19 protein-coding genes are annotated in these 21,297 nt (G+C 67.8%); 8 read left to right on the top strand and 11 right to left on the bottom strand.

Annotated features, from left to right (window positions below):
• Nucleotides 1-42: 42 nt before the first annotated feature.
• The gene (topA, locus tag CRT60_RS26825; protein ID WP_098739560.1) at nt 43-2,847 is read left to right on the top strand and encodes a type I DNA topoisomerase; all 2,805 of its coding nucleotides are present in this window, start codon (nt 43-45) and stop codon (nt 2,845-2,847) included.
• A 63-nt stretch (nt 2,848-2,910) separates the two neighbouring features.
• On the opposite strand, the gene CRT60_RS26820 is transcribed toward topA, so the two are convergent.
• Nucleotides 2,911-3,462 carry a DUF4405 domain-containing protein gene (locus CRT60_RS26820; RefSeq protein ID WP_244592773.1) on the bottom strand — a complete coding sequence of 184 codons (552 nt, stop codon included), beginning with the start codon at nt 3,460-3,462 and terminating at the stop codon, nt 2,911-2,913.
• A 178-nt stretch (nt 3,463-3,640) separates the two neighbouring features.
• Here CRT60_RS26820 and CRT60_RS26815 point away from each other — a divergent pair, with 178 nt between their 5' ends.
• From CRT60_RS26815 to CRT60_RS26785, 7 genes are all read left to right on the top strand, one after another.
• Nucleotides 3,641-4,522, top strand: coding sequence for a helix-turn-helix transcriptional regulator (locus tag CRT60_RS26815; protein ID WP_098739559.1), 882 nt, complete (start codon nt 3,641-3,643; stop codon nt 4,520-4,522).
• Between the two features lie 23 nt (nt 4,523-4,545).
• Nucleotides 4,546-5,268: an AzlC family ABC transporter permease gene (locus CRT60_RS26810; protein ID WP_098739558.1), complete on the top strand. Its 723-nt coding sequence runs from the start codon at nt 4,546-4,548 to the stop codon at nt 5,266-5,268.
• Nucleotides 5,261-5,569, top strand: a complete 309-nt coding sequence (locus CRT60_RS26805) for an AzlD family protein (RefSeq protein WP_098739557.1) — start codon at nt 5,261-5,263, stop codon at nt 5,567-5,569. Before CRT60_RS26810 ends, CRT60_RS26805 begins: the two co-directional genes overlap by 8 nt.
• A 69-nt stretch (nt 5,570-5,638) precedes the next feature.
• Entirely contained in the window at nt 5,639-6,547 is a 909-nt protein-coding gene (gene rsmA / locus CRT60_RS26800) for a 16S rRNA (adenine(1518)-N(6)/adenine(1519)-N(6))-dimethyltransferase RsmA (protein ID WP_098739556.1), read from the top strand.
• Nucleotides 6,544-6,966, top strand: coding sequence for an alternative ribosome rescue aminoacyl-tRNA hydrolase ArfB (gene arfB / locus CRT60_RS26795; RefSeq protein WP_098739555.1), 423 nt, complete (start codon nt 6,544-6,546; stop codon nt 6,964-6,966). Before rsmA ends, arfB begins: the two co-directional genes overlap by 4 nt.
• A 409-nt stretch (nt 6,967-7,375) precedes the next feature.
• Entirely contained in the window at nt 7,376-8,281 is a 906-nt protein-coding gene (locus CRT60_RS26790) for a hypothetical protein (RefSeq protein WP_098739554.1), read from the top strand.
• 555 nt (nt 8,282-8,836) lie between these two features.
• Nucleotides 8,837-10,078, top strand: a complete 1,242-nt coding sequence (locus CRT60_RS26785; protein WP_098739553.1) for an MFS transporter — start codon at nt 8,837-8,839, stop codon at nt 10,076-10,078.
• 6 nt (nt 10,079-10,084) lie between these two features.
• Here the strand turns inward: CRT60_RS26785 and CRT60_RS26780 are convergent, their stop codons facing one another.
• The 10 genes from CRT60_RS26780 to CRT60_RS26735 all read right to left on the bottom strand — a co-directional run bounded on the left by CRT60_RS26780 (nt 10,085) and on the right by CRT60_RS26735 (nt 21,222).
• The gene (locus CRT60_RS26780) at nt 10,085-10,576 is read right to left on the bottom strand and encodes a GNAT family N-acetyltransferase (protein ID WP_098739552.1); all 492 of its coding nucleotides are present in this window, start codon (nt 10,574-10,576) and stop codon (nt 10,085-10,087) included.
• Complete coding sequence (locus tag CRT60_RS26775; RefSeq protein WP_098739551.1) at nt 10,573-10,869, bottom strand: type II toxin-antitoxin system TacA family antitoxin; 297 nt, start codon at nt 10,867-10,869, stop codon at nt 10,573-10,575. Before CRT60_RS26775 ends, CRT60_RS26780 begins: the two co-directional genes overlap by 4 nt.
• Before the next feature lie 117 nt (nt 10,870-10,986).
• Nucleotides 10,987-12,282, bottom strand: a complete 1,296-nt coding sequence (locus CRT60_RS26770) for an O-acetylhomoserine aminocarboxypropyltransferase (RefSeq protein WP_098739550.1) — start codon at nt 12,280-12,282, stop codon at nt 10,987-10,989.
• A gap of 21 nt (nt 12,283-12,303) precedes the next feature.
• Entirely contained in the window at nt 12,304-12,840 is a 537-nt protein-coding gene (locus CRT60_RS26765) for a CoA-binding protein (RefSeq protein ID WP_098739549.1), read from the bottom strand.
• The gene (locus CRT60_RS26760; protein ID WP_098739548.1) at nt 12,837-13,643 is read right to left on the bottom strand and encodes an enoyl-CoA hydratase; all 807 of its coding nucleotides are present in this window, start codon (nt 13,641-13,643) and stop codon (nt 12,837-12,839) included. The genes CRT60_RS26765 and CRT60_RS26760 overlap by 4 nt, the downstream gene beginning before the upstream one ends.
• Nucleotides 13,644-13,876: 233 nt before the next feature.
• Nucleotides 13,877-17,386 carry a DEAD/DEAH box helicase gene (locus CRT60_RS26755; protein WP_098739547.1) on the bottom strand — a complete coding sequence of 1,170 codons (3,510 nt, stop codon included), beginning with the start codon at nt 17,384-17,386 and terminating at the stop codon, nt 13,877-13,879.
• Nucleotides 17,387-17,589: 203 nt separating this feature from the next.
• A complete protein-coding gene (locus tag CRT60_RS26750) occupies nt 17,590-18,255 on the bottom strand; it encodes a phosphatase PAP2 family protein (RefSeq protein WP_098739546.1) in 666 nt (221 codons plus the stop codon).
• Between the two features lie 106 nt (nt 18,256-18,361).
• Nucleotides 18,362-19,756: a PleD family two-component system response regulator gene (locus CRT60_RS26745; protein ID WP_098739545.1), complete on the bottom strand. Its 1,395-nt coding sequence runs from the start codon at nt 19,754-19,756 to the stop codon at nt 18,362-18,364.
• Between the two features lie 41 nt (nt 19,757-19,797).
• Nucleotides 19,798-20,205, bottom strand: a complete 408-nt coding sequence (locus CRT60_RS26740) for a response regulator (protein ID WP_098739544.1) — start codon at nt 20,203-20,205, stop codon at nt 19,798-19,800.
• Between the two features lie 300 nt (nt 20,206-20,505).
• Nucleotides 20,506-21,222: a GGDEF domain-containing protein gene (locus CRT60_RS26735; RefSeq protein ID WP_098739543.1), complete on the bottom strand. Its 717-nt coding sequence runs from the start codon at nt 21,220-21,222 to the stop codon at nt 20,506-20,508.
• Nucleotides 21,223-21,297: the final 75 nt, after the last annotated feature.

Raw genomic sequence — 21,297 nt, 5'->3', positions numbered from 1 at the left:
CGCCACCTTGGTTTGAGTGGGCATACGCGAAGGGCTGGTTTCTTGCCGGGCAGCAACGTCGTCATCGTCGAATCGCCGGCCAAGGCGAAGACCATCAACAAGTATCTGGGCGACGACTACACCGTCATCGCCAGCTTCGGCCATGTCCGCGACCTACCGGCCCGGGACGGCTCGGTGCGCCCGGACGAAGACTTCGCGATGGAATGGGAGCTGGGCGACCGCTCCAAGCGCCACATCGACGAGATCGCCAAGGCGGTGAAGTCGGCCGACCGCATCTACCTCGCAACCGATCCGGATCGCGAGGGAGAGGCCATCGCCTGGCATCTGTCAGAACTCCTTCGCGAAAAGCATCTGTCCGACAACCGCGACGTCCAGCGCGTCACCTTCAACGAGATCACCAAGTCGGCCGTCCAGACCGCCATGGCCAACCCGCGCGCCGTGTCGCAGGAGCTGGTCGACGCCTATCTGGCGCGCCGCGCCCTGGATTATCTGGTCGGCTTCACCCTGTCGCCGGTGCTGTGGCGCAAGCTGCCGGGTTCCAAATCGGCCGGCCGCGTGCAGTCGGTGGCGCTGCGCCTGATCTGCGAACGCGAGTCGGAGATCGAGGTCTTCAAGCCGCAGGAATACTGGTCGATCGCGGTGGGCTTCACCACGCCGGCCGGCGCCTCCTTCACCGCCTCGCTGACCCAGCTGGACGGCAAGCGCCTCGACAAGTTCGGCCTGCCCAACCGCGAGGCCGCCGAGGCCGCGGTGGCGCGGATCCGTCCGCAGGCCTTCGCCGTCTCATCGGTGGAGCGCAAGCAGAGCCGCCGCAACCCGTCGCCGCCCTTCACCACCTCCACCCTGCAGCAGGAAGCCTCGCGCAAGCTGGGCTTCGGCGCCACCCGCACCATGCGCACGGCGCAGAAGCTGTATGAGGGCGTGGACATCGGCGGCGAGACGGTCGGCCTCATCACCTATATGCGAACCGACGGCGTCAGCCTGTCGCAGGAGGCCATCGACGGCGCCCGCGGCCTGATCGGCACGCAGTATGGCGAGCGCTACGTCCCGGCCCAGCCGCGCGTCTACAAGACCGCCGCCAAGAACGCCCAGGAGGCCCACGAGGCCATCCGGCCGACCGACCTGCATCGCCGCCCCGACTCGGTGGCCGGCTATCTGGAAAGTGACGCACTGCGGCTCTATGAGCTGATCTGGAAGCGCACGCTGGCCAGCCAGATGGAAAGCGCCGTGCTGGATCAGGTGGCGGTCGACATCGCCAGCCCGTCCAAGGACGTGGTGCTGCGCGCCACCGGCTCCATCGTCGTGTTCGACGGCTTCCTGAAAGTCTATCAGGAAGACCGCGACGACGCGGCCGAGGACGAGCAGCAGGAACGCCGGCTGCCTGCCATGGACCAGGGCGACGATCTTTCCCGCGGCGACATCGATCCGGAACAGCATTTCACCCAGCCGCCGCCGCGCTATTCCGAAGCCAGCCTCGTCAAGAAGCTGGAGGAGCTGGGGATCGGCCGTCCGTCGACCTACGCCTCGATCCTCCAGGTGCTACAGGACCGCAACTACGTGCGGCTGGACAAGCGGCGCTTCATCCCCGAAGACCGCGGCCGGCTGGTCACCGCCTTCCTGGAGAACTTCTTCCACCGCTATGTGGAGTACAACTTCACGGCGGAGCTGGAGAACCAGCTGGACGAGATCTCCGACGGCAAGATCGATTGGAAGACCGTCCTGCGCGATTTCTGGACCGCCTTCGACGTGGCGGTGAACGGGACCAAGGACCTGACGATCACCCAGGTGCTGACCACGCTCGACAACGAGTTGGGCGCCCATTTCTTCCCGGCCGCCACCGAGGACGGCCATGACCCGCGCGTCTGCCCGGTCTGCCGCGAGGGCCGGCTGGGGCTGAAGCTGGGCAAGATGGGCGCCTTCATCGGCTGCTCGCGCTATCCGGAGTGCCGCTACACCCGGCCGCTGGCCGTCGCCAACGACGAGAACGGCGAGGCGCAGGAAGGCCCGCGCGAGCTGGGCAACGATCCGGAGACCGGCCTGCCGGTGACGGTGCGCCGCGGCCCCTACGGCGCCTACATCCAGCTCGGCCCGGTGCCCGCTGCCGCCGCCCCTCCGGTGGAGGAGCCGCCCGCGGAGGAGCTTGCTGCGGACGGCAAGAAGCCGAAGGCGAAGAAAAAGAAGAAGGACGAGGCGCCGAAGCCCAAGCGTGTTTCCCTGCCCAAGGGCATGGCCGCGGCCGACGTCGATCTCGACACCGCGCTGAAGCTGCTGGCACTGCCCCGCGTCATCGGCAACCATCCGGAAACGGCCGAGGAGATCAGCGCCGGCATCGGCCGCTTCGGTCCCTACCTGAAGCATGGCAGCGTCTACAAGTCGCTGACGCCCGACGACGACGTGCTGACCATCGGCATCAACCGCGCCGTCGACCTGCTGGCCGGTGCCGCAAAGAAGGCCTCGGCCCCGGCCAAGACGCTGGGCGACCACCCGAAGACCGGCAAGCCGATCACCATGGGATCGGGCCGCTTCGGGCCTTATGTGAAGCACGCCAGCGTCTACGCCTCGATCCCCAAGGGAACCGAGCCGGACAGCGTCACGCTGGAACAGGCGCTGGAACTGATCGACGCCAAGGTCGCCAAGGATGCCGCCAAGAAGGGCGGCAAGGCAGCCAAGGACGCCGAGCCGGCCAAGGCCGACGGTGCCGAGGCGGAGAAGCCCGCCAAGGCGAAGGCCCCGGCGAAGGCTGCAGCCAAGAAGCCGGCCGCAAAGAAGGCGACCAAGGCCAAGGCGGCGAAGGATGCGCCTGCCGAAGCCGCCGCGCCGAAGAAGAAGATCGCGAAGGCGTCGTAACCGCCTTCGCCACCCTAGCAGTTTCCCCTCTTCCCATCGGGAAGAGGGGGAATTCCGTGCGCCTCAACGTGGCCGCTTCGCTGCCAGCATGCTGGCGATGGCTGCACCGGTCTTTCCGGCGCGCTCCCCGATCATTGTCAGCGTTTCGCCCGGTGCGGCGTCGATGTTCGCAGCCTTCAGCACTTCCACCGCCTTGTCCGGCGCCAGTCCAAGCGCCGGAGCGGCGGCTTCCAGGCGGGCACCGGACAAGGCGCCGAACACCGCCCCCGGATTGGCGCCGCCGCCGGTGGTGCCGGTCATGCCGGTGAAGACCACAGAGACAATCAGGCTGGCGGCGAAGGCCGCCCGGGCGGCGTGCCGCTTCAGATAGCCCATGAAGGCGCGCCAGTTCTTCGCCAGATGCCACAGCGCGATGGCGGAGAACACCACGCTCAGCCACTCATGTGAAAACCGCACCAGTCCGGCGTTCCAGTGCAGAAGCAGCATGATGCCGGTCACGGTGGACACGACGAATGTGACGATGGTGACGGGCGTCACCACGTCGCGGGTCATGGTCCTTGAAATGGTGGTATTGGCATTGGAGCTTTTGGAATTGGTCATGTGGGAAACGGTCATGGCAGTCGTTCTCGATCCGGTGTCGCTTCTTGTTGGCGGCCATGATCGCGCGCGACTGTAACCGGACGATATCGGCCAGGCTGACGCTGTGTAACACAGTGTAACGCGCCACCCGCATGAGGCTGCCGCCAGCAATCCTGTCCAAGACGACCGGGCCGCCCGCCTGTTAGACTGCGGCATGGACCAGCAATCGGCACTACCACAGACGCCAGCCCGCGGCGACTTCGCCCGGCTGTGGCGGGAGGCGCGTTTCGACGGCATGGAATGCCTGAACGCCCGCTTCCAGCGCCACAGCTACGCCCCGCACACGCACGAGACCTACGTGGTCGGCGTGATCACCGCCGGGACCGAGCTTTACCGCTGCCGCGGCACCGAACGGGTGGCGCAGGCCGGACAGGTGGTGGTTCTGGATCCGGACGTTCTGCATGACGGCCGCCCGGCGGCGGACGGCTATGCCTACCGCATGTTCTATCCGTCGGTGGCGCTGTTCGAACAGGCGATGACCGATGCGCTGGGCCGGCCCGCGGCACCGCATTTCTCTGCCATGGAACTGGACGACCCGGAACTGTTCCAAGTCCTGCGCGGCCTGCACCATGGGCTGGAGGGGCCGGACCGCGAACCGCTGCGCACCGACACCGACGCGCTGCGCGCCTTCACCGCCCTGGCCTTGCGCCATGGCGACCTGACGGCGCGGCCCCGCGAGGCGGGACGGGAACCGGCGGCGGTCCGCCGCGCGCGGGAGTATCTGGACGCCCATCTCGACAGCGCGGTCGAACTGGCCGATCTGGCGGAGGCCGCCGGGCTCAGCCGCTTCCATCTGCTGCGTGTCTTCCGGGCGGCGGTGGGCACGACCCCACACGGCTACCTGACCGACCGGCGGGTCGCCCAGGCCAAGCGGCTGCTGGCGGGTCCCCTGACGCTGGCCGACGTGGCGCTGGCCTGCGGTTTCTGCGATCAGGCGCATTTCAACCGGGTGTTCAAGGGACGGGTCGGCGTCTCTCCCGGCCAATACCGCCGCGGCAGCAATCCCGTCCAAGACGTGGCCGCCGCAGCCGCCTAGCGTCCCCACCCATGAGCACAGAAATGAGCACGGGCAGCTTCGCCGTACCGGCATCCCCGCGGCAGGACTTCGCGTCGGGTGTCGTCCATAGCCTGCCCATCGTGGCGGGCGCCATCCCCTTCGGCTTCCTCCTGGGCAGCCTCGCCGCCAAGGCCGGCCTGTCGGCGCTCGACATGGGGCTGATGAGCGCGCTGGTCTTCGCCGGCAGTTCCCAATTCGTGGCGGTCGAGCTTCTGGATAAGGGCAGCGCCGGGCTGGCGGTGGTCGGTGCCATCCTGCTGGTCAATCTGCGCCACCTGCTGATGGGGGCGACGCTGGAGCCGCGCTTCCGCGGCGTGTCCCGGGCACGGGCAGGGCTGGCGTTGTTCTTCATGACCGACGAGCAGTGGGCGCTGGCCCTGCGCCGCGGACCGGAGCTGTCGCTGGCCTACTGGTACGGCGTGGCGGCGACGCTCTATCTGGCGTGGCTGTCCAGCACGGTGGCGGGGACGCTGGCCGGCACGTTGATCGCCGACCCCGCCGCCTGGGGACTGGATTTCACTTTCATCGCCGTCTTCCTCTGCCTGCTGGCCGGGCTCTGGCGCGGAGTCGGATCCCTGCCGCCCTGGCTGGCGAGTGCCGCCGCCGCACTGGCGGTCCATGTGCTGTCGTCCGGCGGAACCTGGCACATCCTGGCCGGCGCCGTGGCCGGCGGGGCGGTCGCGGCCCTCCAAGCGAAGGGGCAAAGGAGGATTCGCAATGCCTGAGGCCCTGCATCTGGACTGGAGCGTCTTCGCCATCGTGCTGGGCGGGGCGCTGGTCACCTGGATGACGCGGATCGGCGGGCCGTGGCTGATCGCGCGGGTGCGGCTGGGTCCGGCGGCGAATGCGGCGCTGGAGGCGACGCCCGGTGCGGTGCTGGTGGCCCTGGTGGCGCCGGCCGCGCTGTCGCGCCCGTCCGACGCGCTGGCCGCCGCCTTCGTCTGCCTGATCGCCCGGCGCGTGCCGATGGTGGTCGCGGTGGTGGCCGGCGTGGTGGCCGTGATGGCGTTGCGCCGCCTGATCTGACCCCCGCATTGGCCCCTGTTGCAAACTGCCGTCTGGTGAAGCGCGCGGGGGATGCCTTATAAGTCGGGGATGACCGACCCGATCTCCGCCCCCGCCGCTCCCGCCCCCACTCCGGCAGCTTTCGACCCGCATGCCCTGCCGCCGCTGCGCGACGTGATCGCGCGCTTCGGGCTGGAGGCGCGCAAGTCGCTGGGGCAGAATTTCCTGCTCGACCTGAATCTGACGGGACGGATCGCGCGCTCGGCCAACCTGCCTGCCGGCACCACAGCCATCGAGGTCGGTCCCGGCCCTGGTGGCCTGACCCGCGCGCTGCTGGCGACCAACGCGGTGAAGGTCATTGCCATCGAACGCGACCGCCGCTTCATCGAAGCCCTGGCCGACGTCATCGAGGCCTCGCAGGGCCGCCTGTCCATCGTCGAGGCCGACGCCCTGACCGTCGACCCGGAGGAGCTGGCGCCGGCGCCGCGCGCCATCGTCGCCAACCTGCCCTACAATGTCGCCACACCGCTTCTGCTCGGATGGCTGGCGCGGATCGAGGCCTATGTCAGCCTGACGCTGATGTTCCAGAAGGAGGTCGCCGACCGGCTGGTGGCGAAGCCGGGCAGCAAGGCCTATGGCCGGCTGTCGGTCATCACCCAGTGGCGCTCCGATGCCCGCGTGCTGTTCAACCTGCCGCCGCGCGCCTTCACCCCGCCGCCGAAGGTCGAATCGACGGTCGTCCACCTGACGCCGCGGGCCAATCCGGAACCGGCCGACTGGCGGGCGCTGGAGCAGGTCACCGCCGCCGCCTTCGGCCAGCGCCGCAAGATGCTGCGCCAGAGCCTGAAGTCGCTCGGCAGTGCCGAGGCGCTGCTTGAGGAGACCGGTATCGCCCCGACCGCGCGTGCGGAGGAGATCGACGTCGCCGGCTTCGCCGCGCTGGCCCGCGCCTTCCGCACCCGCCATCCGCTCGAGGCGCCGCCGGAGAATTCGGCATGATCCGGGTTACCCATAGGATCTCCCTGGACGAAAGCGAACTCCATGAAGAGTTCGTCCGGGCCTCGGGTCCCGGAGGACAGCATGTCAACAAGACCGACTCGGCTGTCCAGCTCAGATTCGACGTGGCAGCCTCGCCAAATCTTCCGCCTGATGTGAAGGCCCGGTTGGCCAAACTGGCGGGTTCCCGCGTGACCCAGAACGGGATTCTGTTGATCCAGGCCGACCGCTACCGTTCTCAGCGACGGAACCGCGATGATGCTCTGGAGCGCTTGATCGACCTGATCCGCGAGGCCGCCGCTCCACCACCTCCTCCCCGCCGGCCGACCAAGCCAACCTATGGTTCTCAACAGCGGCGACTCGAGGGAAAAACGAAGCGGTCTGCAACCAAGCGGCTTCGGGGCGGACCGGTCGACGACTGATTCCCCGTCCCCGCAAATCCCTTTGCCCACCGGTCAGGCCGATACCGCGGCCATGCCTCGTCGTTTGCCGCAGCGGCTGTCGGGCGAAACCAACGATGATGGTCGCGGTGAGGGGATGGCTTCATACGCCTCGACCCTGGCGGGGGTTGCCGCCGGATCGGTGCAGCCGGCTGGCCTGCCGCCGACACCCGCATTCGAAACGCGGCCACTCATCGAAAACGCATCCAGTGCTACATGGTAGAGTATTTACCACCCCTTAATATAGAAAACTTGTCGCATTCCTATGCCGCGGGTTGAGCCAGAACGCATGCCGTAGTATTTCGGTCGCAGCAGCGAGGGCTTGCCGACTGCTGAGATCGACATGGCAGGCGGTGGCTCCGGCTCCAAATTTTTCTCATGGGAGTAGTGGATGCGTATTGTTCTCCCTCTGGTTGTCGCGGCTACCCTGATGATTTCCGCCTGCCAGACCAGCAACGGCGGGGGCGGAATCCTTGCGAACGCCGATCCGGCACTCGCGTTGGCCAACTCCAATGACGTGGCGTCCTTTGCCAAGGTCCGGTTCGTCGATCACACGACCGGCCTCAGCAAAGTGATGGGCAGTGCCAACGAGCTCAAGGGCCAAACCTACCAACGCGTCCAGAAGGATGTGGCGTCGGCAGCCGGCGGGATCGCGGCTTTCCACCGGGATTTCGCCGCCTTCTGTGCGAAACAGAATGGTCGCTATGCCTACGGGATCTGTAGCGCGGGAGACCGCATTCTCTTCATCGTGGACATTTTCTCAACGCAGAGCCAGCGGAAGCCATCGATGGTGCATGACTTCGTCGGCGTCGATCTTTTCGTGAACACGGGCACGGACAACGAAGCATTCCTCGCTGAGGTTGCCCCTCTGTCGCTCATGCTGAAGCCGGTCCGATTTGCCCAGCCGAAGACCAAAGCCACCAAGGAGTTGTTCGCCCAGTACGACGCCCTGGCTGCCCAGATGACCGGATCGCCGGTCCTTTCGCGTCTCGTCGAGACAGAGCGGCAGCAGATCGCAAGAGGCATTCACGAAGCCTTGACCAATCCAGAGGGCCGCTCGGGTTGGCTCATGGTCGAGGCCGTTGGCGGCAACATCCGGGCGGGCGAGCGATACAACCGCGGGGGTAACAACTGCCGCGACGTGACCATTCAACGCATCGTGGACAAGACGCCCAGCTTGATTGGCGAACTCGCCACCATCATGAGCGGCGCGAAGGACCAGAACAACTGGACGATCAAGCATACGCTCTGTCAGCCCGCCTCCAGCGACCTGACGGGATGGCAGATAACCGCCTGATAAGACGATGACTTCTGAACGGCGGCGTCACTCCCCAGGGACACGCCGCCGTTTCCGCTCCTCAGAAGGCCGAGCGGACGAGGCACGAGGTTGACTGTGGCGATATGGGCTGCGGGCTGCAGCAGGATGCAAAGCCGGCCATCGTAATCGCCCGCCCATCGTATGATCCCGCCGGGCGTATCGTCGGCGAGACCGGCGTCCGGGACATCCCGCTTCTTCGACGGCGGGCTCCGGGCCATGTATTGATGGGACTGGCAGCAGGCCTTTTACCCTCGCCATAGACGGCAATGTCCCAGCCCGCTGAGGATCTCGGTCAGCTTTTCCGACCCGTTTCCGGCCACTGGCCCGTCGACCATCTCCCTCACGACCTCGGTTCGCGCCAGGATGATTTCGAGTTGATCATCCACGATCCGGAGCCCTGAACCGGACTCTCACCCGGCATGCCCGCCATGAGACAGGCGCATTGGACGGTTCAACCAACCCGTGCCAGCCTTACCCTCCGCTTGCCCGTGAAACATTCCCCCGCGAGGACAAATCCGGGGCCGGAGACGTTCGATGAGCCACCCATCCGCCAGCGCCGCCCTGCCGTCGCCGACTTCGGCCCGGCTGTCCGTCGGCTTCGCATGGGTCGGACATTCGCTGATGCACATCGTGTCGGCGCTGTTCCTCACCATCGTGCTGGCGCTGGAGACCGAGTGGAAGCTCTCCTATGACGAGCTGATCCGGCTGTGGACTCTGGGCGCCTTCATGATCGGACTGGGGGCGCCGCTGGCCGGCTGGCTGGGCGACCGCTGGAGTTCGGCCGGCATGATCGCCGTCTTCTATCTGATGACCGGTGGCGGGGCGGTGCTGGCCGGGCTGTCGGACGGGCCGGAAATGCTGATGTGGTCGCTGGCCCTGCTGGGGCTGGGGGCGTCGATCTACCACCCCGTCGGCATGGCCTGGATGATGGCGAACGCCGAGAACCGCGGCAAGGCGATGGGCTGGCTCGGCCTGTTCGGCACCTTCGGCGTCGCCACCGCTGCGGTCGTCGCCGGCAGCCTGACGCAATGGCTGAACTGGCGCATGGCCTTCATCATCCCCGGCGCGATCTGCCTGGTGCTGGGCGTCGTGCTGGCCCTGCTGATGATGACCGGCGTGGTTCAGGATCGCCATGCCGACGTGAAGCCGCAGCCCAAGCCGTCGCGCGGCGACGTGGTGCGCGCCTTCTTCGTGCTGTCGCTGACCATGGTCTGCGCCGGGCTGATCTTCAACGCCATGCAGGTGGTGCTGCCCAAGATGTTCGAGGCGCGGCTGGGCGGCTGGCTCGGCAGCGGCACGCTGGGCGTCGGCGGGCTGGTGACCGCGGTCTACCTGATCTCCGCCCTGCCGCAGATGATCGGCGGCGTGCTGGCCGACCGGCATTCGCTGAAGCGGGTCTATGTCCTTTGCCTGCTGGCCCAGATTCCGCTGATGGCTGCGGTGGCGGTCCTGGCTGAACTGCCGCTGGTGGCCGCCGCCGCCTTCGTCGTCATCGCCTCTCAGACGCAGATTCCGGCGGAGAACATGCTGCTGGCCCGCTACACCCCGGACAAGCATCGCGGGCTTGCCTATGGCGCCAAATACATCCTGTCCTTCGGCGCCGGTCCGCTGGCGGTCCAACTGGTCGCCTGGGTCTATGAGCGCACGGGCGACTTCACCATGCTCTATCTGACCCTGTCGGCGCTGGCCGCCCTCGCCTTCGCCGCCGCCCTGATGCTGCCCGACGACCGCCGCAAGGCCGAACCGGTGGCGGAACCGCTGCCGGCGGCGGAGTGAGGCGGATTACAGACTGTCCCGCAGATCGGATAGCGTGACCATCAGCAACATCGGATCCATCGGCGAAGGGTCCAGGCCGAGGCCGAGGTAGAAACCCTTCGCCTCCTCCGACAGGGCGTGGACGATCAGCCCACGGGCGCCGATCAGGTCGGCCGCCTGCACGACCCGCAGAGCGGCATCACGGAACAATGCCCGGCCCAGACCCTGCCCTTGCCATGTGCGGGCAATCGCAAGCCGCGCCAGAACCACCACCGGGATCGGGTCGGGCATGTTGCGGCGGAAGCGCCCAGGCGCCGCAGTAACCGCCACCGCGCTTGACGCCAATGCGTAGTAACCGGCAATCCCCTCGCCGGCACAGGCAACGAAGGTCCGCGATGCGCCGCTTGCCTGATTGGCAATGGCCCGGCGCTTCAGCCAGTTGTCCAAGGATGGCGTCCCGGAGTCGAACAGATCGACGCGATGGTGGGGTGCCAGCGGTTCGGGCGCGGACAGCGTCATTCGCCGTCCCAGGGCGCCGGGGTCTGCATGGTACGCCGCAGCCGTTCGTTCGGTGCCGGTGGCGCATCCAAGCGAGCAAGGAACTCGGCGTATGCCTCGGGGCTGGCCGCGATGATCGCACGGTCGAGCAAGGCATCCTCGGCCGCGCGGCGGGCGGCCTCCAGGATGAAATCCGTGCGGTTCTTGCCCTGGGCCTGGGCCGCCCGGTCGATCAGGCTGCGCTCTTCCGGCCGGATGCGGATGTTCAGCGTCTCGCGCCGGGACTTTTCTTCTGACGGTTCGACAGGCTGCATGGCGGCCACCTCCGGTTAAGAGGATAGCCTGCCACAGCGCAATGACAATGTCATTACAGGATTCAATGCCCGGTTCGGAGGCGCGCCGGCGATCCCGGCGCGCCTTCCGACAGAGCGTTATCCCAGCGTCTTGTTCAGCGCCTGATCGAGGTCGGCGATGATGTCCTCCGGCGTCTCCAGCCCGATGGACAGGCGGATCACGTCGGGGCCGGCGCCGGCCGAGGCCTGGGCTTCCGCCGACAGCTGGCGGTGGGTGGTCGAGGACGGGTGGATGATCAGCGAGCGGGCATCGCCGATGTTGGCGAGGTGGCTGAACAGCTCCACGCTCTCCACCACCTTCACGCCGGCCTCGAAGCCGCCCTTGACGCCGAAGGTCAGCACCGCACCGGCGCCGCGCGGCAGGTACTTCTTCGCGAGATCGCGGTACTTCGACGATTCCAGCCCGGCATAGCTGACCCAGCCGACCGCCGGATGGCTTTCCAGGAACTGCGCCACCTTCAGCGCGCTGTCGGCATGGCGCTGCATGCGCAGCGGCAGCGTCTCGATGCCGTTCAGCGTCAGGAAGGCGTTCATCGGCGCCTGGCTCGGCCCCAGGTCGCGCAAGCCGACGGCATGGCCGTGGATGGTGAAGGCCAGATGGCCGAAGGTCTCGTGGAAACGCAGGCCGTGATAGCCGGGGTCGGGCTCGCTCAGCGCCGGGAACTTGCCGGACTTGCTCCAGTCGAACTTGCCGCTGTCCACCACCACGCCGCCTACCGAGGTGCCGTTGCCGGACAGGAACTTGGTGGTCGAATGCACCACCAGCGTGGCACCCCACTGGATCGGGTTGATCAGGTAGGGGGTCGCCAGCGTGTTGTCGACGATCAGCGGAATGCCGGCCTCGTCGGCAATCTTCGCGATGGCCTCAATGTCGGTCACGACGCCGCCGGGGTTGGCGAGGCTCTCGACGAAGATCGCCTTGGTATTCTCGGTCAGCGCCGCCTTGACGTTGTCGACAGTGTCGGTGTCGACGAAGCTCGGCTGCCAGCCGAAGGCGCGCGGGAAGCTGATGCCGAGCTGGTTCAGCGAGCCGCCATAGAGCTTCTTCGACGCGACGATGTGGTCGCCCGGCGCCATCAGCGGGAACAGGGCCAGCAACTGCGCGGCATGGCCCGACGAGGTCGCGGTGGCGCCGGCACCGCCTTCCAGATTGGCGAGACGCTCCTCCAGCACCGCCACCGTCGGGTTGGTCAGGCGGGAATAGATGAAGCCGACCTTCTGCAGGTTGAACAGCGAGGCGGCATCGTCGACATTCTCGAAGACGAAGCTGGTGGTCTGGTAGATCGGCGTCTGGCGGGCGCCGGTCGCCGGGTCGGGAGCGGCGCCGGCATGGATGGCGCGGGTCTCGAAGCCGAAGCTCTTCTGCTCAGTCATCTGTGTGATTCCCCCAGTTTTTCAGATCAGTTTTTTGAACGATTTCGTCGGCGCCCTGCGACGCGTCACCAGCACGTTGGAATTGACCCCGATCCGGCCGATCTCGCCGTAAAGGCGCTGGATTTCCATCTTCGGACAGCGGTCCATCACCACGGTCAGGCCGGCGGCCCGGGCCCGTGCCGCCGCCTCGTCGTTGCGCACGCCGAGCTGCATCCACACCACCTTGGCCCCGGCGGCAATCGCCTCGTCCGTCACCCCGCCGGCGGCGGCGGAGTTGCGGAAGATGTCCACCATGTCCGGCGGCTCCGGCAAATCCGCCAAGCTGGCATGGACGGCCAAGCCGAGGATGGTCTGTCCCGCCATCTTCGGGTTGACCGGGATTACGGTGTAGCCCTTGTCGCGCAGGTACTTCATCACGAAGAAGCTGGCCTTCACCGGATCGGCGCTGGCGCCGACCACGGCGATGCTCTTCGTGCTTTCCAGGACGCCGCGCAGGAAGGCATCGGTGTAGTCGGCCGGCTCGGTGATCGTCTGGTCGCTCGTCCCGGAGCCGCTCATTGCCCGCACCAGACCGGCGTGCGCTTGCCGAGGAAGGCGTCGATGCCCTCGGCGGCGTCCTGCGCCATCATGTTCTCGGTCATCACCTTGGCGGCATAGGCATAGGCACCCTCCACGTCCAGATCGATCTGGCGATAGAAGGCCTCCTTGCCGGTGGCGAGCGTCAGCGGCGACTTCGACGCGATCTTGGCGGCGACGCCGTCCACCACCTCGTCCAGCTGGTCGGCCGGCACTGCGCGGTTGACGAGGCCGATGCGCTCCGCTTCCTCGGCATCGATCAGGTCGCCCAGCAGCAGCATCTCCATCGCCGCCTTGCGCCCGACCGCGCGGGTCAGCGCCACCATCGGCGTCGAGCAGAACAGCCCGATGTTCACGCCCGGAGTCGCGAAGCGCGCGTCCTCCTCGCAATAGGCCAGATCGCAGGTCGCCACCAGCTGGCAGCCGGCGGCGGTCGCCACGCCGCGCACCTTGGCGATCACCGGCTGGCGGATGCGGTTGATCGTCAGCATCAGGCGCGAGCACTGGGTGAACAGCGCCTCGTACAGCTCACGGGATGGAGCGGCGCGCATCTCCTTCAGGTCGTGCCCGGCACAGAAGGCCCCGCCGGCCCCGGCCAGCACCACGGCGCGCACGGAGCGATCCTCGTCGATGGCATCCAGCGCGTCCTGCAACGCCGCCATCAGCCCGACAGACAGCGCATTGCGCGCCTTCGGCCGGTTCAGCGTCAGCGTGGCGATCCCGTCGCGATCCTCGCGCAGGATCAGCGGCTGATTGGGATCGTGTGTGGCGACTGCGGCGCTCATGGTTGTTGTCCTCCCGTGCGTCTTCGGCTTCCGGATTTCGGTTGCGCACCGCGGGCAGCTTAACGCGCCAAGCCTGCGGGCAACACGGGGAACCTGCAAGGCAGGAAGGATGAGACGACATGAGGCAGAGGATTTCAACAATTACTTTTGTGGGAAGGTCATAAAAATCTTCTAATTTAATAGGGAATTTGCGCAAAAAGATGGCGCCGCCGTTTCCATCGAACAAGCGCCCCCTACTCCTCGTCGCCGTCGCCGTCGCCGAGCAGATAGTCGATGTCGCCGCCGTCCAGCGCGCTGACCAGTCCCTTGCCTTCGATGGTGGCGTCGGACAGGCTGCCCTTGCGGCGCTGGAGGTCGAGGATGCGCTCCTCCACCGTGTTGGCGGCGATCAGTTTGTAGACGAAGACCGGCTTGTCCTGGCCGATGCGATAGGCGCGGTCGGTCGCCTGATCCTCGGCGGCCGGGTTCCACCAGGGATCGTAGTGGATCACCGTGTCGGCGGCGGTCAGGTTCAGGCCGCGGCCGCCGGCCTTGAGGCTGATCAGGAAGACCGGGACCTCGCGGTTCTGGAAGCGGTTCACCGGTTCGGCGCGGTCCAGCGTGCGGCCGGTCAGCTCGACATAGGGAATGGCGACCTTCTCCAGCTCCAGCTTGATCAGGTCGAGCATGCTGGTGAACTGCGAGAAGATCAGGATGCGCCGGCCTTCCGGCACCATCTCCTTCACCATCTCGGTCAGGGCATGCAGCTTGGCACTCGGCCGCGCCTTGCCGCCGAGCGCCGCGATGGATTTCAGCAGGCGCGGATCGCAGCAGACCTGACGGAGCTTCAGAAGCGCGTCGATCACCGCGATGGCGTTCTGGCCCAGCCCCTTGCCGCTGGCGGCCAGAGCCGCGCGCACTGTCTCGTTCACCGACAGGCGGATGGTCTCGTAGAGGTCGCGCTGGTCGCGTTCCAGGTCGATGCGCACCACCACCTCGGTCTTCGGCGGCAGTTCCTTCGCCACCGCCTCCTTGGTGCGGCGGAGCAGGAAGGGGCGGATGCGGCGCATCAGCAGGTTGGCGCGGGTGTTGTCGCCGCGCTTCTCGATGGGCACGCGGTAGCGCTTGCCGAACTCCTTGCGGTCGCCCAGAAGGCCCGGCATCAGGAAGGCGAACTGGCTCCACAGCTCGCCCAGATTGTTCTCCACCGGCGTGCCGGAGAGGCAGAGCCGGTGCCGCGCCGGCAGCGCCGCCACCGCGCGGGTCGCCTTGCCGTCGGGATTCTTGATCGCCTGCGCCTCGTCCAGCACGATCATGTGCCAGGTCAGGCGCTTCAGCAGGTCGACGTCGCGCGCCACCACGCCATAGGTGGTCACCACGATGTGGGCGCGGTCGATCTCCGACAGCTTGCCGTGACGGTCGATGCCATGCAGCACGACGACGCGCAGATGCGGGGTGAAGCGTTCCGATTCCGCCACCCAGTTCGGCACGAGGCTGGTCGGCACCACCACCAGGCAGGGCTCGGTCAGCCGGCCCTCATGCTCTTCCATGGCAATGTGGGCCAGCGTCTGGGCGGTCTTGCCGAGCCCCATGTCGTCGGCCAGGATTCCGGCGACGTTGTTGGCGCGCAGGCTCTGCATCCAGGCGAGGCCGCCGCGCTGGTAGTCGCGCAGTTCGCCCTTGAAGCCCGGCGGCGGGGTCATGTCGCCCGGCATCTCGTCGGCGCGCAGGCGCTGGAGATAACCGTCGATCTGCGCCGTCTCGTCGCCGCGCCGGGCGATCAGGTCGTCGATGTCCAGCAGCGAATCGGCCTCGGCCAGCGGCACCTTCAGCCGGTCGCCGCTGCTGCGCCCGCTGTCCAGCATCGCCTCCAGAACGCTGAGCAACCGCTCGATGCGCTCGGCCGGCAGGGCCAGGACGTTGCCGTCGTCGAGAACGATATGGGCGCGGCCGTCGATGATCCGGGTGGTCGACAGGCCGCCCTTCTCCACCAGCCGGGCCAGGATCGGCAGCAGCGGCTGGCGCTCGCCGTCGATCTCGACACCGACATCCAGGTCGAACCAGCCGTCGCCGGCATCGCGCACGGCGACCTCGACCTCGGCCCCCGGCTCGATCACCTTGGTGCCGAAATCGGCGCCGACCTCCATGATCCAGCCGGCCTTGGTCAGGGCGGGGACCTCGTTGGTCAGGAAATGCTGCCAGCGCTCCTCGACGTCCCGCCCGGTCAGCCAATGGACGCGCGAGCCGCGGGCGTTCAAGGCACCCTTGGGCGGCTCGATCCGCGCCTGGGCGAAGCCGAGGCCGGACAGCCGGTCCAGCGCCGCCTGCTCGTCGGCCTTGTCGCGGCGGACGAAGGTGACCTCGTTGAACTCATCCTCGTAGCGGGCGAACTGGCGCTGGTCGTCGGGCTCGATCTCCACCGCATTGCCGGGCTCGCCATAGTCGAAGGACAGGCGCAGCACGTCGACCAGCCCATCGGCCGGCGTCACCACGCGGCCAAGGCGGGCGATGATGCGGGGGGAGCGCTCGACGATGGCCGCGGCATCCGCCGCCCCGCTGCGCACGCCGGGAATGCCGCTGTCGCGGAAACTGGGGGTGGCGATGGAGGGCGGCGGAGCGATGCGCGGCATCGACGGAGCTCCGCTACGCGACGGACCGAACAGGCGCGACGGGGTGGCCTTCGACGGCACCGGCGGCGGTGGCGGAGCGGGCGGCATCGGCTTGGCCTTCGGCACCTCCACCACCTGGAGATCGACCGGGAAGACGGTGCCGGTGGCGCTGTCGACGCACCAATAGGACTGGCCCTTCACCAGCACGCTGCGCTCGGGCAGGCCGGTCGGGCGCAGCTTGCGCGTGGCCGGGTCGCGGAAGGTGCGGACGGTGCGGCCCGGCGCCTCGGCCAACGGGGTGCCGTCGCGCCAGCGTAGGCGGCCGGTGGAGAGCAGACGGCGCAGCAGGCGGTCCACCGCCTCGCCCCGGCTCTTGGCGACGGGGGTGCGCTCGGTGCCGCCGCCGCCGAGCAGCCGGGCGATGGCGCGGTCGGCATCGCCGTCCAGCGAGCGCGGCGCTTTGGCCAGCACGTCGCGCGGCGTGGCGGGGCTGCTGTCGGCCGCCCCCTCGGCCACGAACTCCGCCAGGATGTAGCAGGCGACATCGCCCTGCCCCGGCTCCAGAATCCAGCGCAGGCTGCGCATCGGCTCCGGCTTCGGGGCCGGAGGTGGCGGCGGGGGTGGGGCCACGCTGCGGACCGGCGGCGGAACCGGCGGACGGACCAGGGCGAGCGGCGGTTTGGGAGCAGCCGGCGGCACGGGAGGAGGCGCCGATGGCTGCATGGTGGCGGCCGCGGCCGGCGGGGATGCGATCGGAGCCGGTGGAGGAGGAGGCGGGGCGAGCGGCGCCTTCACGTCGGCCACGTCGAACAGGGAGGCGCGGCGCCACTCCGGACGGCTTTCCAGCGCCAGCATCGCCGCTGCCGCCATGTGGGCGCAGGCGTTGCGGCCACAGGAACAGGTGCGGTCGAGCACCACGCTGCGCTTGCCCTGCACCGGGGTCACGGTCACCGACAGCCGGCGGCCGAGGTCGCTGACCTCCGCCTCGATCCGGTCGCTGCCGGGCGCACCCAGCGTCACCGCACCCGTCATCATCAGCGTGCGGCCGCGCTGCAGCGTCTTGGCATCGAAGACGCGCGTCAGGTCATCCTGACCGAAGGGGACGGCGGCGCCACCCGACGAAGGGCCACGCGGCAAGGCATCGAAGAGCGACATGCGGTGCGGGGTGACCAGGGCAGTTTGGATGGATTGGGTGCGGAAATGGAACGGAACGGAAACGGGGCGTCGGTATAGGATCTTACGCGGAGCAGCGCAAGCCTTTGGCTTAAGCATTGACGTGAACGGCACCGTGTTGCCGGGACCGTGCGCGGCCGTCCGTCATAACACAGGACGCCGCCGGCTTCACCCCGGTTGGTGACTTATCCGCGGCTGCCGGGGAAGGCGCGGCCGGCCAGCTCGCACAGGCCGGCCCCGCTGCCGAGCTGATGGGCGGCCCAACGGATGGTTCCCTCCACGAAGGACGGGTCGCCGGCATGGACCAGCAGGGCGAGCCCGAGCACCATCGCACCCGCCAGCCAGGGAGAGGGACGCAGCCGCGGGGCGCCGTCCTTGCGGCTGCTCCACAGGAACAGCAAGGCCGACAGCCCGCCGATGGTCAGCCCGGCCACCACCTCCGCCCCGGAATGGGCCGAGACGGCAACGCGCGAGGCCCCGATGGCCAGCACCAGCGCCACGGCCGCCAGAGGCAGGCCGATGCGCAGCCAGCGCGAGTCAGCATTGCGCGCGGCCAGCGCCGACACCGACCCGTAGAAGACGGCGGAAAAGGCGGCGTGGCCACTGGGGCTGATGAAGCGGTCGCCGGCGAACAGCGAGGGGAACAGCGGAAAGTCCGGCAGGCCGCAGCCATGCCCGATCAGCTTCAGCACGACCATGGCGCCGAGGCAGAGCGCCAGCGCCAGCAGCCAGCGCAGCGCCAGCGGCGCCGAGTGGTGCCGCCACAGCGCGGTCGCATAGAGGGCGGACAGTGGAACGAGAAGGCTGCTGCTGCCCAGATGGGTGATGGCGCCGCTGGCGGTGGCGAGCATCTGATCCCCAATGATGCCGGTGGAAAGGAACGGATTTGCCACATGGTGCGGCGCAGCAGGGACAGCAAGGGGACGAAAAAGGGGTGCGGACGCCTGGGGCCGCCCCTCAACCCTCCAACTGGTCGGCGCGGGCGTCGGCGATCACGCAGTTGCGGCCCGAACGCTTGGCCTCATACAGCGCCTCGTCGGCCCGGCGGACCAGACCCTCGGCGGTATCGCCCAGCCGGCCGCCGATGGAGATGCCGATCGACACCGTCACGTTGATCTCGCCGCGGTCGGCCGAGACGGCGAAGGGGAAGTCGGCGATGCGCGAGCGCAGGCGCTCGGCGACGATAAGCGCCGCTTCGCCGTCGGTGTCCGGCAGGATGACGATGAATTCCTCGCCGCCCAGCCGGGCGACGAGGTCGAAGGTGCGCAGGTTGCGGCTGGCGCGGGCGGAGACCTCGCGCAGCACCTCGTCGCCGATGGCGTGGCCGTAGGTGTCGTTGACCACCTTGAAGTGATCGATGTCGAACATCAGCACCGACACCGGCTTGTGGCTGTCGATGGCGCGCTCCAGCAGCCGGGGCAGATGGGCGTTGACGTAGCGTCGGTTGAAGACGCCGGTCAGGCTGTCGGTCAGCGCCATCGACAGGCTCTGCTCGTAATTGGAGCGCAGCCGTTCCTGATAGCGCTTGCGCCGGATCTGGGTGCGGGCGCGGGCCAGCAGTTCGTTCCGGTCGACCGGCTTGATGACGTAATCGTTGGCGCCGAGTTCCAGCCCCTTCGCCACCTGCCCAAGGTCGCCGTCGTCGACCATCAGCAGGATCGGCACCTGCCGGGTGCGCTCATGCGAGCGCAGCTGCGAACAGAGCCGCAGCCCGTCCTCGTTCAGCAGGGTCAGGCTGACCACCACCAGGTCGAGCGGGGTGCCCAGCGCACGTTCCAGCGCCTTGGCGCAGGTGTCGGCGGAGGTCACCGTGTTGTGGTCTCGCTCCAGCGTGTCCGTGATCTTTTCGAGGTCGAGCGCGGAATCCTCCAGCACCAGCACGCTTGCGCGCTCGAAGGATTCGCTCAGCATGGTGCCGCTGCGCTCGATGACGCCGAACTGGCCCGACGTGGTTTCGCGCAGGCGCCACTCGTCCATCATCATCTTCAGCCGCACCAGCGAGCGGACGCGTGCGAACAGCGCGATGTCGTTCACCGGCTTGGTCAGGAAATCGTCGGCTCCCGCCTCCAACCCGCGGACGCGGTCGGCGATGTCGGACAGCGCCGTGACCATCACCACCGGGATGTGCATGGTGGCGGGATCGGAGCGGATCTTCTCGCAGACCTCGAACCCGTCCATGCCCGGCATCATGACGTCCAACAGGACGATGTCGGGCGATTCCGTCCGCACCATCTCCAGCGCGTCGGGTCCGTTGAAGGCGGTCAGCACGTTGAAGTATTCGCGCGTCAGCTTTGCCGCGAGCAGCTTCACATTGGGCAGAACGTCATCGACAACTAGGACACGCGCGGACATCGGAAGGGAAATCCTGCAGAATTGGTACAGATGAAAGCGACTTATCCGAGAAACTTTTTAACCGTTTCAAGGAATTTCACGACCGAGATGGGCTTTGCCACATAATCCTCGCAGCCGCCCTGACGGATTTTCTCTTCGTCGCCCTTCATGGCGAAGGCGGTGACTGCGACGACCGGGATGCTCTTCAACTCCGGATCGTCCTTGATCCAGCGGGTGACCTCCAGCCCCGACACTTCGGGCAACTGGATGTCCATCAGGATCAGGTCGGGACGATGCAGGCGCGCCAGACGCATCGCCTCCATGCCTTCGCGGGTCTGCAGCGTGCCATAGCCGTGCGCTTCGAGCAGGTCATGAAAGAGCTTCATGTTCAGCTCGTTGTCCTCGACGATGAGGACGGTCTTGGTCGGCTTACCACCGGTCTCCAATGGTCCGCACGGCTCCGCTGGCATGCATCCTCCCTGGGTGTGACCCCCGCGTTCACGCTGTCCGTTCACGCGGTCCGATGCCGCACCTTGCGCACCATGGACGCGCTTCCCCCGGCCGGCAGGCCGAAGGCGCGGTTGCGGGACCGCAGATCCGGTATACCCCCTTTCTGATTAGGTCGCGACGGTTAAATAGTCGTTAGCGAACCGCTGGCCGGCATCCCTTATCGGACTGCGATCGCCCTGTCGGAAAACGGAAAACCGCCCGCGGCGGACGCGGGCGGTCTCGATTGTCCGGGACGGCAACTGCGGGCGGCGCCGGCCGTCTCAGGCCGCCCGCTTGGCCTTGCGCTTGGCGTCGCGGCGGCGGGCGCCCTTGGCGCCATACATCATGGCGTCGGCGCGGCGCATGACCTCGTCCTCGCCGTCCTCGGCGCCATAGGGCTGGGTGCCGACGGAGAAGCGGACCGGCAGGGTCTGGCCACCCCATTCCACATGGGTGGCGTCGGCGATGGCGGCGAGCTGGCGGGCGCGGGCGAGGCCGTTGGCGGTGTCGGTGTTGGTCAGCAGTACGGCGAACTCGTCGCCGCCCAGCCGGGCGACGACATCCTCCTGCCGGACATTGCCGACGATCATCCGGGCCACCTGCCGCAGATAGGCGTCGCCGGCGACATGGCCGTGGGTGTCGTTGATGGCCTTGAAGCCATCCAGATCGATCATGACCAGCAGCCCGCCGGCGGTGCCGTTGCGCCGGGCCGAGGCCAGTTCGCGCCGGAAGTGGCTGTAGAAGCCGCGCCGGTTCAGAAGGCCGGTCAGTTCGTCCGTCATCGTCAGGCTTTCCAGGTAGGCGACACGCTCCTGCAACTCGGCGATCGTATCCTTTGCTTCGGCAAGCAACGCGATCGTCTCGTCCAGCGCCTGGCGCTCGGTCCCCCGCAGAAGCCCGACGCGTGAGGCCAGCGCGACCGGTGACCAGCCTGCCGGCACGTCGAAACGGTCGGCGGCGTGATGCTTCAGGTCCAGGGCGGCGACGATGGCGTTCATGGGGTCGGCTCCTCGATGAAGGTCGGAACACTTCGCCTTCATCCAAGCAACCCCCGTGCCAACCCGTCGCACCCC

Origin of the sequence: Azospirillum palustre (assembly GCF_002573965.1) — a bacterium.
Classification (GTDB): Bacteria; Pseudomonadota; Alphaproteobacteria; order Azospirillales; family Azospirillaceae; genus Azospirillum; species Azospirillum palustre.
The sequence above is the reverse complement of the archived record's forward strand: the minus strand, read 5'-3'. Positions and strand labels throughout refer to the sequence as shown.